This window comes from Pseudomonas sp. NFPP25 (assembly GCF_900116505.1).
Taxonomy (GTDB): Bacteria; Pseudomonadota; Gammaproteobacteria; order Pseudomonadales; family Pseudomonadaceae; genus Aquipseudomonas; species Aquipseudomonas protegens.
In genome coordinates this window covers 178,699-195,517 of record NZ_FPBG01000003.1, presented here as the reverse complement: position 1 = coordinate 195,517, position 16,819 = coordinate 178,699, and the positions used below count along the sequence as shown (strand labels likewise).

Below are 16,819 nucleotides of genomic sequence, written 5' to 3'. Positions count from 1 at the left end.
GCTGGGCGCGGTCAGCTGCCGGCGACGGTCATGCGTTCGATCAGCACCGAGCCGGTGCGGATGTTGCTACGCAGCTCCAGGTCGTTACCCACTGCGAGGATCTGCTTGAACATGTCCCGCAGGTTGCCGGCAATGGTCACTTCCTGCACCGCGAACTGAATCTCGCCGTTCTCGACCCAGAAACCCGCCGCACCGCGGGAGTAGTCCCCGGTGACCATGTTCAGGCCATGGCCCATCAGCTCGGTCACCAGCAGGCCACGGCCCATGCGCCGCAGCAGCGCGGCCTGGTCTTCGTCGCCATGGGTGACGAACAGGTTGTGCACGCCACCGGCGTTGGCGGTGCTCGGCATGCCCAGCTTGCGTCCGGAATAGGTGCCCAGTACATAGGACACCAGCTCACCGTCCTGGATGAACGGCTTGGCGTAGGTGGCCAGGCCATCGCCGTCGAAAGCCGAACTGCCCATGGCGCGCATCAGGTGCGGGCGCTCATCGATGGTCATCCACTGCGGAAACAGTTGTTGACCCAGGGCGCCTTCGAGGAAGGACGACTTGCGGTACAGGTTGCCACCGGAAATCGCCCCGAGAAAACTGCCGAACAGGCCACCGGCCAGTTCTGCGGAAAACAGCACCGGCACCTCACAGGTCGGCACTGGACGGGCACCTAGCCGGCTGGCCGCGCGCTGGGCGGCACGCTGGCCAATGCTCACCGGGTCGGCCAGCAACTGGCCCTGGCGATTGACGTCGTACCAGTAGTCGCGCTGCATCTGGCCATCCGCCTCGGCAATCATCACGCAGCTCAGGCTGTGGCGGGTGGACGCATAACCACCAATGAAGCCGTGGCTGTTGCCATACACCCGACAGCCCTGGTGGGTGCTGAGGGTGGTGCCGTCGGCATTCTTGATCCGGCTGTCGGCAGCAAAGGCCGCAGCCTCACAGGTCAGAGCCTGCTCGATGGCTTGTTCGGGGGTGATGTCCCAGGCGTGGAACAGGTCGAAGTCCTGCAGGTCCTTGGCCATCAAGGCCGCGTCGGCAAGGCCCGAGGCTTCGTCTTCGGAGGTGTGCTTGGCAATCGCCAGGGCCGCCGCCACGGTTTCGCGAATGGCCTCGGGGCCGCTGGCAGACGTACTGGCCGAACCCTTGCGCTGGCCCAGGTAGAGGGTGATGCCAAAGCCCTGGTCGCGGTTGAACTCGACGGTTTCCACTTCCCGCTGGCGCACCGAAGTCGACAGCCCCTGCTCCAGGGACACCGCCACTTCACAGGCGCTGGCCCCCTGGCGCTTGGCCTCGGCGATGATCTGCTCGACTTGCTCCTGCAGGGCCGGCAAAGCCTGTGGGCCGACGCTTTGTGCTGCACTCATGCTGTTCTCCACTCAAATTCTGCTTTCGATTAAGGCCGGCGAGCGACCGGGCCGGACAAGCGGCCCTCGACTGGTTATCATGGCGGCGTTTCTTTGCGGACTGCCACCATGGTTGATTCTTACGACGACTCCCTCGATGGGGAGAAAAGCAAATCCCAGGTCAAACGCGAGCTGCATGCTCTGGTTGATCTCGGCGAGCGCCTTACCACCCTCAAGCCCGACTTGCTGAACAAACTGCCCCTGACCGACGCCTTGCGCCGGGCCCTGGCGGATGCACCCAAGCACGTCGCCCATATCGCCCGAAAGCGCCACCTGCAGTTCATCGGCAAGCTGATGCGGGACCAGGACACCGACGCGATTCTGCAACTGCTTGACCAACTCGATGCCTCCACCCGGCAGTACAACGAACGCTTCCATAACCTGGAGCGTTGGCGCGACCGCCTGATCGGCGGCGGCGATGACGTGCTGGAAAAGTTCGTCGGCGAATACCCGGACGCCGATCGCCAGCAACTGCGCTCCCTGATCCGTCAGGCCCAGCATGAGCTGGCGCATAACAAGGCACCGGCCTCAAGCCGTAAAATCTTCAAGTACATCCGCGAGCTGGACGAGACTCAACGCGGCCTGCGCTGAGCCTTGCCACGGGTGAGCTGCCCTGCAGCTCACCCGGCCCCCCTCCTGTTCAAGCCCCAGTGCCACCCACGGTGATCGCATCGATCTTCAGGGTCGGCTGGCCGACGCCCACTGGCACCGATTGCCCATCCTTGCCGCAGGTGCCGACGCCACTGTCCAGGGACAGGTCATTACCCACCATCGATACCCGGCTCATGGCTTCCGGACCGTTGCCGATCAAGGTCGCGCCCTTGACCGGGGCGGTGATCTTGCCGTCCTCGATCAGGTAGGCCTCACTGGTGGAGAACACGAACTTGCCGCTGGTGATATCCACCTGGCCGCCGCCGAGGTTGGCGCAATAGATGCCCTTCTTCACCGAAGCGATGATTTCCGCCGGATCGCTTTCGCCACCCAGCATGTAGGTGTTGGTCATGCGCGGCATCGGCAGGTGCGCATAAGACTCGCGGCGACCGTTGCCGGTGCGGGCCACGCCCATCAGCCGGGCATTGAGCTTGTCCTGCATGTAGCCCTTGAGCACGCCGTTCTCGATCAGCGTGGTGCATTCGGTGGGGGTGCCTTCGTCGTCCACGCTCAGGGAACCACGGCGCCCGGCCAGGGTGCCGTCGTCGACGATGGTGCAGAGCTTGGAAGCCACCATTTCGCCCATGCGACCGCTGTAGGCCGAACTGCCCTTGCGGTTGAAGTCGCCCTCCAGGCCGTGGCCCACGGCTTCGTGCAGCAGCACTCCGGACCAGCCGGAGCCCAGCACCACCGGCAGGGTTCCGGCCGGCGCCGGAATCGCTTCCAGATTGACCAGCGCCTGGCGCAGGGCTTCACGGGCATAGCCCATGGCCCGATCTTCGCTGAGGAAATAGCGGTAGTCGGTACGCCCGCCGCCGCCATGGCCACCGCGCTCGCGGCGACCGTTCTGCTCGACGATGACGCTGACGTTGAAACGCACCAGCGGCCGCACGTCCGCCGCCAGGCCGCCATCGGTAGAGGCCACCAGGATCCGCTCCCAGACCCCGGCCATGCTCACGCTGACCTGCTGGATGCGCGGATCCAGGGCGCGGGTTGCGGCGTCAACGCGCTTGAGCAGCTCGACCTTCTCGGCCCGGCTGATGACTTCCAGGGGGTTGTCCGGCGCATACAGCTGCGCCACGTCCTGGGTCGAAAACGCCTGCACGGTGCCGTTTTGCCCGGCCCGGGAAATCGAGCGCGCCGCCCGGGCGGCGAGGCCCAGGGCTTCCAGGGTGATGGAATTGCTGTAGGCGAAGCCGGTCTTCTCACCGGATTGCGCACGCACCCCAACCCCCTGGTCGAGGTTGAAACTGCCTTCCTTGACGATTCCGTCTTCCAGGGACCAGGACTCGGAAATCTGCCCCTGGAAATACAGATCGGCGGCATCGATGCCCGGGCCGGCCAGATCCCCCAGCACGCCTTGCAAGCTTTCGATGGTCACGCCGCCCGGGGCTAGTAGATGTTCACTGACAGAGGACAACAACCCGCTCATATGTTTTGGCCTTAAATTCGTCGTACTTATGCAAGCCGTTGCACGCCTTGCGAGAAAATGCGCCGGTGACTGAACACCGGCATCCGCGCCCGGATGGACGCCTGTTCACTGCTGTCGCGCTCGGCCAGCAGCACGCCTTGACCTTGATCCTGTTGCGCCACTATCCGCCCCCAGGGGTCGACGATCGCGGCATGGCCGTAGGTTTCCCGTGGGCCGGGATGCACGCCGCCCTGGGCCGCCGCCAGCACATAGCACTGGGTCTCGATGGCACGGGCGCGAATCAGCACCTCCCAATGGGCCGCACCGGTGACCGCGGTAAACGCCGAAGGCGCGGTGATCAACTCGGCGCCAGCGGCGCGCAACTCGCTGTACAGCTCGGGAAAGCGCAGGTCATAACAGACTGTAAGGCCGACCCTTCCCACCGGCGTATCCGCCACCACCACCCGGTCTCCATGAGCATAGTCATCGGATTCACGGTAGCGTCCGCGATTGTCCGCCACATCGACATCGAACAGGTGCAGCTTGTCGTAGCGCGCCACGAACTGCCCCTGGTCATCCAGCAGCAACGAACAGGCATTGGACTTGGCCTCGGGCTGATCGACGGGGGGCAACGGCAAGGTGCCGGCCACTATCCATAACCTGAGGTCGCGGGCGGCCTGTTTCAACCATGGCAGGATCGGACCTTCGCCCAGCGCTTCGGCGCGACCGATGGCCGCCATGTCGCGGCGCCCCATGGCGGCGAAGTTTTCCGGCAGGACGGCCAGCTTTGCACCGCCGGCAGCAGCCTGTTCGAGCAGGCTCCGAGCCTGCTGCAGATTGGCCAGGACATCGCTCTGGCTGACCATTTGAATCACCGCAAGAGACATGGCGAACTCCTTGTAGGGTAGGCCGCCATGCTACTCCATAGGCGCGAATCGAGGATTCTCAAAACGGTTTGTCGAAGGTGATTTTCGGCTCTTTCCATGGGCCTTTGACGTTGTATTTGACGCTGGCGAAGCGCGCCACGCGGTCACCGATCAGCTTGTCGATCAGGAACAACGCCCCGCCCACCGCCGGCGCACCGACAATCAGCGCGGCAATCGGCAGGTTATTGGTCACCGGCAGGGTCACCAGCAGCTTGGCGTCGACCTGGTCGGCCACCATGTCCAGGGTGCCATTGAGCTCCAGGTTGCTCGACGGCCCGGTCAGGGTGATCGGCTCGCGAGTGACGTAAACGCCATTGCTCGCCGCCAGCACGCCCCGGACCCGGTCATAGCTCAGGCCCTTGCCGAACAGGTCGGAGAAGTCCAGGCGCAGGCGGCGACCGATGGAGTTGAAGTTGAGCAGGCCGAACACCCGCAAGGCCTGGGCCCCGCCCTCGACTTCGACAAACTGGCCCTTGCGCAGGGTAGCGTCCAGGCTGCCGGAGAAGCGCTTCAAGCCCACCCAGGCCGGCGAGCCCGGCCAACGGCCATCGACGTCCAGGTGAAAATCTTCACTGGTCACGGTCGGGGCGAAGCCCCAGCCCTTGAGCACGTCCGCCAGGTTCTTGCCGCCAATGCGGCCCCGGTACCAACTGTTGCTGGCACCGGCCTGGCCTTCCCAGCCGCCCTCGCCCTGCAACTGCATGCCCTTGAGGCCCAGGTCCAGGCCATTGAAGACCATGCCCCTGGACGTCGGCCGCACCTTGAGCGCCCAGCGGCCGATCAGGTCCTGGCCCTGGAACAGCTGGGCAATGGAAATATCCAGGGGCGGAACGCTCTTGGGATCTACCGAGGCCAGGGGGTCGGGCGCATTTTCATCGGCCTGCGCTGCCGGATCGGCAGCCGGCAGGCGCACGTACGCCATGTCGATGGCCATCGGCGCCGCCTTGGCATCGGGAATCCCGACCTTGCCTTTGGCCTGCTGGCTGTCGATCTGCAACTCCCAGGCAGCGGGCTTGCGCGCCAGCAACAGGTTGACCTGGTCCAGGGTGGTGCCGAAGGCACTGAGCTTGCCGACCTTGAAGTCCGCACTGCTGAGCAGTTGTTTGGCGCTGCCTCCCGGGTCCTGCCCGGCGTAGCGATCCACCAGGGCTTTCCAGGGTTCCACATCCAGCTCGGAGAGAATCCCTCGTATCCGCAGCCCTTTACCCGGCGGCAGCAAGGCCGCGCCATCGCCGAGGAACAGCTCGCCTCGCCCCTCGGCGAGCTTGCCGCTGGGCGCCGCAAAGGTGAAGTCGGCCAGTTCGCCGTAGTTGAACCAGTAGCGCCGCTCGGCCCCTTGCAGAGTCATGCGAAATACACTGTTGCGCCCGGTGCTGGCCGCCATGCCGAACGGCGCCGGCAGGTCCACCGCTACGCCCTTGAGACTGGAACTGACCATCAGCTGGCTGTCGGCTCCGTCCAGGTTCAGTTGCAACTGGTAGGGCACCTCGCCGGACACCGGCAACGGCTGGCCGACTTGCAACCAGTCGGTAAGTTTCTTGACCGCAACCTGGCCCTTGGCAACCACTCGAGTGTTGGGTTTGCCCGGCTTGCCATCGGCGAAAATCTGCGCCGTGACCGGCCGCTCGAACGCCTGGGCACTGATGCCCTCGCCACTCAGGCCCTTGGCACTATCGAAGCGGAAATCACCCTTGAGCTGGGTCAGTTCCAGCTCAGGCTCACTGAGTTTGAGGCGCGCCTTGTCGGTCTTGAACGCCACCACGATCTTCGGCTCCTGGCCCTTGGCCAGGGGAATATCCAGATCCAGCTTGCCTTGCAGATCGCCCTCGCCATACCAGCCGGCAAAGGTCGAGCCGGTGCCGATCGGCGCTTCCTGGAGAATTTTCACGCCATCGCCCAGGCCACCGGCAAAGGCGCCATCGATGTACATGTGGCTTTCCTGCCCGCTGGCAGCATGGGGAATGTTGACGAAGACATCCCGCACCTTGGTGTCCAGCAACTGGCCTTTGCTGGCGACGATGCGCACGCCGCTGTCTTCGATGAACACATCACCGCTGACCTTGGTCAAGTGCGGCCAGCCCGGCTGGAACGCCAGCTCGGTGTCATGCACCTTGAAGAACAGGCTGATGCTGCGGGCGGCCTCGACGGCGTCATGGTTGAGCGAACCCTGGTACTGGAAGAAGCCCTGGTCCACGGCGCCCTTGAGGATCGCCGTGCGCAGCCATTCATCCACACCGGCGTTGAGCACCTGGGGCAGGTACTTGGCGGTGTAGCGCCCATCGCCGTCCACCAGGCCGACTCGCAGGTCCATGTAGTCTTCCTGGCTGTGGTCGAAATGCAGGCGGATCAGGAAGTCGCCGGCGATCTTGCCCTCTTCGCCCAGCACCTTCAGGTAGGGGGCAATCAGGGTGAAGCCTTCCTTGTCGAGCTTCCAGGTCAGGGTGGCGTTGGCCTGGATGTACTGCCAGGGCTTGGCGAAGATCGGGTACAGGTGCAGGGAGAAATCCTTGCTGTCCATGCGCAGCTCGCCCTTGCCCAGGTCGCCGCTGATGCTGCCGCTGACATTTCGCGCTGCCGGAGCACCGTGATAGGCATCGAAGCCAACCCGGTCGAGGTTCGCGGCGAAGCTCAGGCGCTGGTCGCCACTGTTCTGGGGACGATAGTCGAGCAGCACGTTGCGCAGGCCGCCAGTGACTTTCAGTCGGTCGATGGCCGTGGCCAGGCCTTCCGGCAAGGGGGCCAGGGCATCGAGGATCGGGGTGATCGGCTTCAGGTCCAGGCGGTCGGCCTGCACATGCCAGAGTTCTTCCTGCTGCTCGGTCGCGTTGCGCTGCTGCACCTGCACACGGGATTCCCAGCGGGTCTCGCCGAGGTTCAGCGCCAGGGAGTCAAGCTGCACCTGCAGGCCCTGCTCATCACGCTGGAAGTAGGCATTCAACGCCAGGTTGCTCAGGGACACCGGCGTGCGCTCGGCATAGGCCCCGGTGAATTGCGGGGCATTCAAGCGCAGCGTGGCGTTTTGCACCCCACCCTTGGCCCACTTCAGCCACAGCTCGCCACCCGCTTTGAGCTCGGAGAGCTTCCACTCCCGGGTCAGCCGGGCCGGCACCCAACGCGACCAGTCGCTTTGCGGCAGGCTCAGGTACAAGTCGGCCTGGGCATCGCGCCAGGCCTCGGCCCGCATCCTGGTCCGCAGGTTCATTGCCAGGGGCTGGCCGTCCGGCAGCGTCAGGCGCAGGTCCAGGCGCTGGCGGCTGGTACCGCTGCGCAGATTGAGCCCGACGTAGGTCAGGGCCACGGGCTGGTGGTCCAGAGGCTGCAAGGTGACCTGGCTGTCCAGCAGCGACAGCTCGGCAACCTGTTGCAGGCGGCCCAGCAACTGCTGGGGGTCCATCGGCTGGTCCTGTTGCACCGGCAGGCCTTCAAGCTGCCACTGGCCGTCCGCGCCCTCTTTCAGGCTCAGGCTCAGGCCGCTGAGCTCCAGGCGGCCGATCCGCAGGTCACGGGCCAGCAGGCTGCCGAGCATATCCGGCGCCACGCTCACCTGATCCAGGCGCAGCGCATTGGCGCCCTCGCCCACCTGCACGTCGTGGGCCAGCAGGATCGGCGACAAGCCGCTCCAGCGCCCCTCCAGGCTACCGATATGCACCGGCAAGCCCACGGCCTGCTGCACCTTGGCCTCGACCTCGGGCTGGTACTCGGCCACCAGCGGGGTCAGTTCCCGGCCCAGACTGACATACAAGGCAGTCGCCACCAGCGCCAGCGCACAGAAGCCAAGCCCCCAGCGAATCAGCGTGGTGAACAGGCGCATCAGCCGCTCCATTTCAGTTGGCTCCCAGGGTAAAAGTCATGCAAAAAGCTGAAGCCAGCCATTTCCACGGATGTAGAACACGCGGAATCAGAGCAGCACCACGTCGTATTGTTCCTGGGAATACATGGTTTCGACCTGGAACCTGATGGTCCGGCCGATAAAACCCTCCAGCTCCGCCACGTTGCCCGACTCTTCGTCCAGCAGCCGGTCGACCACCTTCTGATTGGCCAGCACCCGATACCCTTCTGCCTGATAAGCCCGGGCCTCGCGGAGGATTTCTCGGAATATTTCGTAACAGACGGTTTCCGGGGTTTTCAACTTGCCCCGACCCTGGCAACTGCTGCAAGGCTCGCACAGCACCTGCTCCAGGCTCTCGCGGGTACGCTTGCGAGTCATCTGCACCAGGCCCAGCTCGGTGATGCCGATGATGTTGGTCTTGGCGTGGTCACGCTCCAGCTGCTTTTCCAGGGTGCGCAATACCTGGCGCTGGTGCTCCTCGTCTTCCATGTCGATGAAGTCGATGATGATGATCCCGCCCAGGTTGCGCAGGCGCAGTTGCCGGGCAATGGCGGTGGCCGCCTCGAGGTTGGTCTTGAAGATGGTTTCCTCAAGGTTGCGATGACCGACGAAGGCTCCGGTGTTGACGTCGATGGTGGTCATGGCTTCCGCCGGGTCTACCACCAGGTAGCCTCCGGACTTGAGCGGCACCTTGCGCTCCAGGGCTTTCTGGATTTCGTCCTCGACGCCGTACAGGTCGAAGATCGGCCGCTCGCCGGGGTAGTGCTCCAGGCGGTCGGCGATTTCCGGCATCAGTTCGGCCACGAACACCGTGGTCTTCTGGAAGGTTTCCCGGGAGTCGATGCGGATCTTCTCGATCTTCGGGCTCACCAGGTCGCGCAGGGTGCGCAGCGCCAGGCCCAGGTCCTCGTAGATCACATTGGGCGCGCCGATGGTCTTGATCTGCGCGCCGATCTGGTCCCAGAGCCGGCGCAGGTAACGGATGTCCATCATGATCTCATCGGCCCCGGCGCCTTCGGCGGCGGTGCGCAGGATAAAACCACCGGCCTCCTTGATGCCTTCCTGGGCCACGCAATCACTGACGACCTGCTTCAGGCGCTCACGCTCGGCTTCGTCCTCGATCTTCAGCGAGATACCGACATGGGCGGTACGCGGCATGTACACCAGATAGCGGGAAGGGATCGACAACTGAGTGGTCAGGCGCGCGCCCTTGGAACCGATGGGGTCCTTGGTGACTTGCACCACCAGGCTCTGCCCTTCGTGCACCAGAGCGCTGATGCTCTCTACCGCCGTGCCTTCGCGGGTGGAAATTTCCGAGGCGTGGATAAACGCCGCCCGGTCCAGGCCGATGTCGACGAAGGCCGCCTGCATGCCCGGCAAGACCCGCACCACCTTGCCCTTGTAGATGTTGCCGACGATCCCCCGGCGCTGGGTGCGCTCGACGTGAACCTCTTGCAGCACTCCGTTTTCGACCACCGCCACGCGTGATTCCATCGGCGTGATGTTGATCAGAATCTCTTCACTCATGGCAGTGTCTCGTTCAGGCGTGTTCATAGAGGGCCGCAGCAATCGGGTACGGCGCTTTAGCGCACTGGAAGGTTTTGCCAACAGGGTATGCCGAAATGCCCGAGCAGTTCTGCGGTTTCGCACACCGGCAAGCCGACCACCGCGGAATAACTGCCATTGAGGCCGGCGACGAACACCGCTGCCAGTCCCTGGATAGCATAGCCACCGGCTTTGTCGCAGGGCTCGCCACTGGCCCAGTAGAGCGCGGCCTCTGCAGGTGAGATCGGGCGAAAACGTACCAGGCTGCGCACCACTCGCGACTCGCAGCGTTCACCGTCAAGCAGGGCAATGGCGGTGAACACTTCATGCTCACGCCCCGAAAGCGCCATGAGCATCTGCAACGCATCAGCCTGATCCAGCGGTTTGCCGAGAATCCGCCCATCGAGCACCACCGCGGTGTCGGCCCCCAGCACACAGGCCGGGGCCTGGGATTCACTGCTGGTGATCAGCCCGCGCCCCGCCGCAGCCTTGCCTCGGGCCAGGCGCTCGACGTAGGCGGCAGGTGACTCATCGGCTAGCGGGGTTTCATCGATGTCCGCACTGATGGCGGTGAACGGCACGCCGATCTGCGTCAGCAACTCACGCCGACGAGGCGAACCGGAAGCGAGGTAAAGCGGATTCATCAAGACATCTCCCTGTCGAGGTGCGGGCCAATGCCTGACCGAATTAATTGATTTTGAAACGTCGACGCAAGCCGCGCAGGCCGAAGCTGACCCAGGGCCACAATAAGGCACTGACCAGGGCCGGCAGCACCAGGGCCAGGGTCGGCTGGCGGTTGCCGGTCAGGGCGCTGAGCCAGAGTTGCACCAACTGCGCCAGGCCGAAGATCACCAGGATCACCAGGCTCTGCTGCCACATCGGGAACATCCGCAGGCGCTGTTGCAGAGACAGTACAAGGAAGGTGATCAGCGTCAGGATCAGGGCATTCTGCCCCAGCAGGGTGCCGTAGAGCACATCCTCTGCCAGCCCCAGGCACCAGGCAGTGACCATGCCGACCTTGTGCGGCAGGGCCAGGGCCCAGAACGCCAGCAACAGCGCCAGCCACAGCGGACGCAGGATCTCCATGAACTGCGGCAAGGGCGAGACGCTCAGCAGCAGCCCGATAAGGAAGGTCAACCAGACGATCCAGCCATTTCGCGAATAGGTGCTACCCGCCATTATTCTCTTCCTCCGGTGGTAGCCGGTGCTGCTGCCGGTGGTTTGGCAGCGGCCGGTTTCACCACAGGTTTATGGACCGGCTTGGCCGGAGCGTGAGCCGCGGGTTTGGCCGGGGTCGCCGGCGCAGCAGGAGTCGCAGTGGCGGGCGCAGCCCCGGCGTTTGCCGCCGCGGCCGGCTTGGGCACGGTGGCCGGGACCACTGGCGCGGCGCCGGCGCCCTGCTGGTCCTGGGCTTCCTGGGCCTGGGCGGCGTCGTTGGCACGCTCTTCGGCGGTACGCGGATCGCTGAATACCAGCAGCAGGTAGCGGCTGCGATTCAGCGCAGCGGTGGGTACCGCCCGCACAATGGCGAACGGCTGGCCGGAGTCGTGGATCACTTCCTTGACCGTGGCCACCGGGTAGCCAGCGGGGAAACGCTGGCCCAGACCGGAGCTGACCAACAGATCGCCTTCCTTTATATCCGCGGTGTCGGCCACATGGCGCAACTCCAGGCGCTCCGGATTGCCGGTGCCGCTGGCGATGGCGCGCAGGCCGTTGCGGTTGACCTGCACCGGAATGCTGTGGGTGGTGTCAGTGAGCAGCAGTACGCGGGAGGTGTAGGGCATCAACTCCACCACCTGGCCCATCAGGCCACGGGCATCGAGCACCGGCTGGCCGAGGAACACGCCATCGCGCTCACCCTTGTTGATGATGATGCGGTGGGTAAAGGGGTTCGGGTCCATGCCGATCAACTCGGCCACTTCAACCTTCTCGTTGACCAGTGCCGAGGAATTGAGCAACTCGCGCAGGCGCACGTTCTGCTCGGTGAGGGCCGCGAGCTTTTGCATGCGCCCCTGCAGCAGCAGGTTTTCGGTCTTGAGTTTTTCGTTTTCAGCGACCAGCTCGGTACGGCTGCCGAATTGACTGGCCACGCCTTGCCATAGCCGCTGCGGCAGGTCGGTGATCCAGTAGGACTGCATCAACACCAGCGACATTTGGCTACGCACTGGCTTGAGCAGTGTGAAGCGGGCATCGACCACCATCAGTGCGACCGAGAGAACGACCAGCACCAGGAGGCGCACGCCTAATGAGGGGCCTTTGGCGAAAAGCGGTTTAATAGGCCGCTCCTCCCAGGCAAATGTTGTGTTTATTCATACGGCATCAAACCGGCCTGGATGCAGATTGACAGAAGATAAACGCCACAGGCAGCACTGCAAAGTGCTGCCTGTGAGCGCAACAGCATAGATGCAACCGGCGAAGTTATTCGCTGGAAAGCAGGTCCATGGTGTGTTTGTCCATCATTTCCAATGCACGGCCACCGCCGCGAGCGACACAGGTCAGCGGGTCTTCGGCAACGATCACCGGCAGGCCGGTTTCCTGGGCCAGCAGCTTGTCCAGATCACGCAGCAGCGCGCCACCACCGGTCAGCACCAGGCCGCGCTCGGCGATGTCCGAGGCCAGTTCCGGAGGCGATTGCTCCAGGGCGCTTTTCACCGCCTGAACGATGGTTGCCAGAGACTCTTGCAGAGCCTCCAGCACTTCATTGGAGTTCAAGGTGAAGGCACGTGGCACGCCTTCGGCCAGGTTACGGCCGCGGACGTCGACTTCACGCACTTCGCCGCCCGGGTAGGCGGTGCCGATTTCCTGCTTGATGCGCTCGGCGGTGGACTCACCGATCAGGCTGCCGTAGTTGCGACGCACGTAGGTGATGATCGCTTCGTCGAAACGGTCGCCGCCAACCCGTACGGATTCGGCGTAGACCACACCGTTCAGGGAGATCAGGGCGATTTCAGTGGTACCACCACCGATGTCCACGACCATCGAACCGCGGGCCTCTTCAACCGGCAGGCCGGCACCGATCGCAGCGGCCATCGGCTCTTCGATCAGGAACACTTCACGGGCACCGGCGCCAAGGGCCGATTCACGGATGGCGCGACGCTCAACCTGGGTGGACTTGCATGGAACGCAGATCAGCACACGTGGGCTGGGCTGCAGAAAGCTGTTTTCGTGAACCTTGTTGATGAAGTACTGCAGCATCTTTTCGCAAACGCTGAAGTCGGCGATCACGCCGTCTTTCATCGGACGAATGGCTGCGATGTTGCCCGGGGTACGACCGAGCATGCGCTTGGCCTCAGTACCAACCGCGACAACACTTTTCTGATTACCGTGGGTCCGAATGGCCACAACCGATGGTTCATTCAGGACAATACCGCGCTCGCGCACGTAAATAAGGGTGTTGGCAGTGCCCAGGTCAATGGAAAGATCGCTGGAAAACATGCCACGCAGTTTCTTGAACATGGGAAAGGGACCCTAGGCAACGCGTGGGTAAAAAAGTGCGGCAAACTCTAACAACGACAGGGATTTTGGGCAAGGCGCCAATATGTTAAATTGGCCGCTTTTCTGTGCACCAACCCCCACAATCGCGGCCATAAGACCGTAGAAATGCGGTAGTGTTCCGACAATCTAACACGCGGACGAAATCCGTTTTTGTTTTCCACTGGAGAATCCCATGGCGCTTGAACGCTCCGACGTGGAAAAAATCGCTCATTTGGCCAGCATCAAGCTCAATGAAGGCGATCTTCCACACATCACCTCCGCCCTGAACAGCATTCTCGGGCTGGTGGATGAAATGCAGGCAGTCGATACCGACGGTATCGAGCCCCTGGCCCACCCCCTGGAAGCCAGCCAGCGCCTGCGCGCAGACGTTGTGACCGAGTCCAATCATCGCGAGGCCTATCAGTCCATCGCACCAGCGGTCGAAAGCGGCCTGTACCTGGTTCCGAAAGTCATCGACTAAAGGGAAAGAGCCTGCAATGCATCACATGACTCTGGCCGAGATCGCCCGCGGCCTCGCCGACAAGAAATTCTCCTCTGTAGAACTGACCCAGACCCTGCTGGCGCGCATCGCCCAGCTGGATCCGCAGATCAACAGCTTCATCAGCCTCACCCAGGACCTGGCACTGTCCCAGGCCAAGGCCGCCGACGAGCGTCGCGCCAATGGTGAGAGCGGTGCCCTGCTGGGCGCGCCAATCGCCCACAAGGATCTGTTCTGCACCCAGGGCATCCGCACCAGCTGCGGCTCGAAGATGCTCGACAACTTCAAGGCGCCCTACGACGCCACCGTGGTCGCCAAGCTGGCCGCTGCCGGGGCCGTGACCCTGGGCAAGACCAACATGGACGAATTCGCCATGGGCTCGGCCAATGAGTCGAGCTGGTACGGCGCGGTGAAAAACCCGTGGAACCTGGAACACGTGCCCGGCGGTTCGTCCGGCGGTTCCGCCGCCGCGGTCGCTGCGCGCCTGCTGCCAGCCGCCACGGCTACCGACACCGGCGGCTCGATCCGCCAGCCCGCCGCCTTCACCAACCTCACCGGCCTGAAGCCGACCTATGGTCGCGTTTCCCGCTGGGGCATGATCGCCTACGCTTCCAGCCTCGATCAGGGCGGCCCGCTGGCGCGCACCGCCGAAGACTGCGCGATCCTGCTGCAAGGCATGGCCGGCTTCGACCCGAACGACTCCACCAGCATCGATGAACCGGTGCCGGACTACAGCGCCGGCCTCACCGGCTCGCTGCAGGGCCTGCGCATCGGCGTGCCGAAGGAATACTTCAGCGCCGGCCTGGACCCGCGCATCGCCGAGCTGATCCACAACAGCATCAAGGAGCTGGAAAAGCTCGGTGCGGTGATCAAGGAAATCAGCCTGCCGAACATGCAGCACGCCATCCCCGCGTACTACGTGATCGCCCCGGCGGAAGCCTCTTCCAACCTGTCACGGTTCGACGGCGTGCGCTTCGGCTACCGTTGCGAGAACCCGGAAAACCTGGAAGACCTGTACAAGCGCTCCCGCGGCGAAGGCTTCGGCAGCGAAGTGCAGCGCCGGATCATGGTCGGTGCCTACGCACTGTCCGCCGGCTACTACGATGCCTACTACCTCAAGGCGCAGAAAATCCGTCGCCTGGTGAAGAACGACTTCATGACCGCGTTCAACGAAGTCGACATCATCCTCGGCCCGACCACGCCCAACCCGGCCTGGAAGCTCGGCGCCAAGAGCAGCGACCCGGTCGCTGCATACCTGGAAGACGTCTACACCATCACCGCCAACCTCGCGGGCCTGCCGGGCCTGTCGATGCCGGCCGGCTTCGTCGACGGCTTGCCGGTCGGCGTGCAACTGCTCGCTCCGTATTTCCAGGAAGGCCGCTTGCTCAACGTTGCGCACCAGTATCAGTTGAACACTGACTGGCACACCCGCACCCCAACCGGCTTCTGAGGAGACACACATGCAATGGGAAGTCGTGATCGGGCTGGAGATTCATACCCAGCTCACCACTCAATCGAAGATTTTCTCCGGTAGCTCCACCGCCTTCGGTGCCGAGCCCAACACCCAGGCCAGCCTGATCGACCTGGGCATGCCCGGCGTGCTGCCAGTGCTGAACCAGGAAGCGGTGCGCATGGCGGTGATGTTCGGCCTCGCGGTTGACGCCGAGATCGGCCAGCACAACGTGTTTGCCCGCAAGAACTACTTCTACCCGGACCTGCCCAAGGGCTACCAGATCAGCCAGATGGAGTTGCCGATCGTCGGCAAGGGCCACCTGGACATCCCCCTGGAAGACGGCACCATGAAACGCGTCGGGATCACCCGCGCGCACCTGGAAGAAGACGCCGGCAAGAGCCTGCACGAAGAGTTCAACGGCGCCACCGGCATCGACCTGAACCGTGCCGGCACGCCGCTGCTGGAAATCGTTTCCGAGCCTGACATGCGCAGCGCCAAGGAAGCCGTGGCCTACGTCAAGTCGATCCACGCCCTGGTGCGCTACCTGGGCATCTGCGACGGCAACATGGCCGAGGGCTCCCTGCGTTGCGACTGCAACGTGTCGATCCGCCCCAAGGGCCAGGTCGAGTTCGGCACCCGCTGCGAGATCAAGAACGTCAACTCGTTCCGCTTCATCGAGAAAGCCATCAACAGCGAGATCCGTCGCCAGATCGAGCTGATCGAGGACGGTGGCAAGGTGATCCAGCAGACCCGCCTGTACGACCCGAACAAGGACGAGACCCGTCCGATGCGCAGCAAGGAAGAAGCCAACGACTACCGTTACTTCCCCGATCCGGACCTGCTGCCCGTGGTCATCGAGGATTCCTTCCTCGACCAGGTACGCGCCACCCTGCCTGAGCTGCCACCACAGAAACGCGAGCGCTTCCAGGAGCAGTTCGGCCTGTCGGTCTACGACGCCAGCGTACTGGCCACCAGCCGTGAGCAGGCGGACTACTTCGAGAAGGTCGCCAGCATCGCCGGTGACGCCAAGCTCGCCGCCAACTGGGTCATGGTCGAGCTGGGCAGCCTGCTGAACAAGCAGGGCCTGGAAATCGACGAAGCCCCGGTCTCGGCCGAACAACTGGGCGGCATGCTGTTGCGGATCAAGGACAACACCATCTCCGGCAAGATCGCCAAGACCGTGTTCGAAGCCATGGCCAATGGCGAAGGCAATGCCGACGAGATCATCGACAAGCGTGGCCTCAAGCAAGTCACCGACAGCGGCGCGATCTCTGCGGTGCTCGATGAGATGCTCGCAGCCAACGCCGAACAGGTCGAACAGTACCGTGCCGCCGATGAGGCCAAGCGCGGCAAGATGTTCGGCTTCTTCGTCGGCCAGGCGATGAAAGCATCCAAAGGCAAGGCCAACCCGCAACAGGTCAACGAGCTGCTGAAGAGCAAGCTCGAGGGCTGATCGGGGTTTAACCGCAAGCGGCCCCGGCCGCTTGCGCGTGACGAGGGAGCGTGCTCCCGCTCGGTCCGACAGCGACTGCAAACCGGCCGGCGCCGCTCCAGCAAGGAACATCGCCGTCGGCTTGCGGTCTGCCAGACAGACCAGCGGGAGTATGCTCCCTCGCCACATCAACCATCGGAGC

13 protein-coding genes are annotated in these 16,819 nt (G+C 63.7%); 4 read left to right on the top strand and 9 right to left on the bottom strand.

Annotation, left to right across the window (positions count from 1 at the left end):
- Positions 1-11: 11 nt before the first annotated feature.
- Positions 12-1,358 (bottom strand): metalloprotease PmbA, encoded by a 1,347-nt coding sequence (pmbA, locus tag BM382_RS12875; RefSeq protein WP_011059259.1) that lies wholly within the window; start codon positions 1,356-1,358, stop codon positions 12-14.
- Between the two features lie 108 nt (positions 1,359-1,466).
- Here pmbA and yjgA point away from each other — a divergent pair, with 108 nt between their 5' ends.
- Entirely contained in the window at positions 1,467-1,988 is a 522-nt protein-coding gene (gene yjgA / locus BM382_RS12870; protein WP_011059258.1) for a ribosome biogenesis factor YjgA, read from the top strand.
- 49 nt (positions 1,989-2,037) lie between these two features.
- Here yjgA and tldD read toward each other — a convergent pair whose 3' ends face one another.
- From tldD to mreB, 8 genes are all read right to left on the bottom strand, one after another.
- Positions 2,038-3,480: a metalloprotease TldD gene (tldD, locus tag BM382_RS12865; protein ID WP_072443023.1), complete on the bottom strand. Its 1,443-nt coding sequence runs from the start codon at positions 3,478-3,480 to the stop codon at positions 2,038-2,040.
- 26 nt (positions 3,481-3,506) lie between these two features.
- A complete protein-coding gene (locus tag BM382_RS12860; RefSeq protein ID WP_072443021.1) occupies positions 3,507-4,346 on the bottom strand; it encodes a carbon-nitrogen hydrolase family protein in 840 nt (279 codons plus the stop codon).
- A 58-nt stretch (positions 4,347-4,404) separates the two neighbouring features.
- Positions 4,405-8,208: a YhdP family protein gene (locus BM382_RS12855; RefSeq protein ID WP_072443019.1), complete on the bottom strand. Its 3,804-nt coding sequence runs from the start codon at positions 8,206-8,208 to the stop codon at positions 4,405-4,407.
- Positions 8,209-8,283: 75 nt separating this feature from the next.
- Positions 8,284-9,741, bottom strand: a complete 1,458-nt coding sequence (gene rng, locus BM382_RS12850) for a ribonuclease G (protein WP_011059254.1) — start codon at positions 9,739-9,741, stop codon at positions 8,284-8,286.
- 56 nt (positions 9,742-9,797) lie between these two features.
- Positions 9,798-10,403 (bottom strand): Maf family protein, encoded by a 606-nt coding sequence (locus BM382_RS12845; RefSeq protein ID WP_011059253.1) that lies wholly within the window; start codon positions 10,401-10,403, stop codon positions 9,798-9,800.
- 43 nt (positions 10,404-10,446) lie between these two features.
- Positions 10,447-10,938 carry a rod shape-determining protein MreD gene (mreD, locus tag BM382_RS12840; RefSeq protein ID WP_011059252.1) on the bottom strand — a complete coding sequence of 164 codons (492 nt, stop codon included), beginning with the start codon at positions 10,936-10,938 and terminating at the stop codon, positions 10,447-10,449.
- Positions 10,938-12,035, bottom strand: coding sequence for a rod shape-determining protein MreC (gene mreC / locus BM382_RS12835; RefSeq protein WP_072443017.1), 1,098 nt, complete (start codon positions 12,033-12,035; stop codon positions 10,938-10,940). The genes mreD and mreC overlap by 1 nt, the downstream gene beginning before the upstream one ends.
- 142 nt (positions 12,036-12,177) lie before the next feature.
- A complete protein-coding gene (mreB, locus tag BM382_RS12830) occupies positions 12,178-13,215 on the bottom strand; it encodes a rod shape-determining protein MreB (protein ID WP_002555108.1) in 1,038 nt (345 codons plus the stop codon).
- Positions 13,216-13,426: 211 nt separating this feature from the next.
- Here mreB and gatC point away from each other — a divergent pair, with 211 nt between their 5' ends.
- Genes gatC through gatB form a run of 3 tightly spaced genes read left to right on the top strand, consistent with a single transcriptional unit; the run spans position 13,427 to position 16,638 of the window.
- The gene (gene gatC / locus BM382_RS12825; protein ID WP_011059250.1) at positions 13,427-13,714 is read left to right on the top strand and encodes an Asp-tRNA(Asn)/Glu-tRNA(Gln) amidotransferase subunit GatC; all 288 of its coding nucleotides are present in this window, start codon (positions 13,427-13,429) and stop codon (positions 13,712-13,714) included.
- A 16-nt stretch (positions 13,715-13,730) separates the two neighbouring features.
- Positions 13,731-15,182 (top strand): Asp-tRNA(Asn)/Glu-tRNA(Gln) amidotransferase subunit GatA, encoded by a 1,452-nt coding sequence (gatA, locus tag BM382_RS12820; RefSeq protein WP_011059249.1) that lies wholly within the window; start codon positions 13,731-13,733, stop codon positions 15,180-15,182.
- Positions 15,183-15,192: 10 nt separating this feature from the next.
- Positions 15,193-16,638 (top strand): Asp-tRNA(Asn)/Glu-tRNA(Gln) amidotransferase subunit GatB, encoded by a 1,446-nt coding sequence (gene gatB / locus BM382_RS12815; protein WP_011059248.1) that lies wholly within the window; start codon positions 15,193-15,195, stop codon positions 16,636-16,638.
- Positions 16,639-16,819 lie beyond the last annotated feature (181 nt).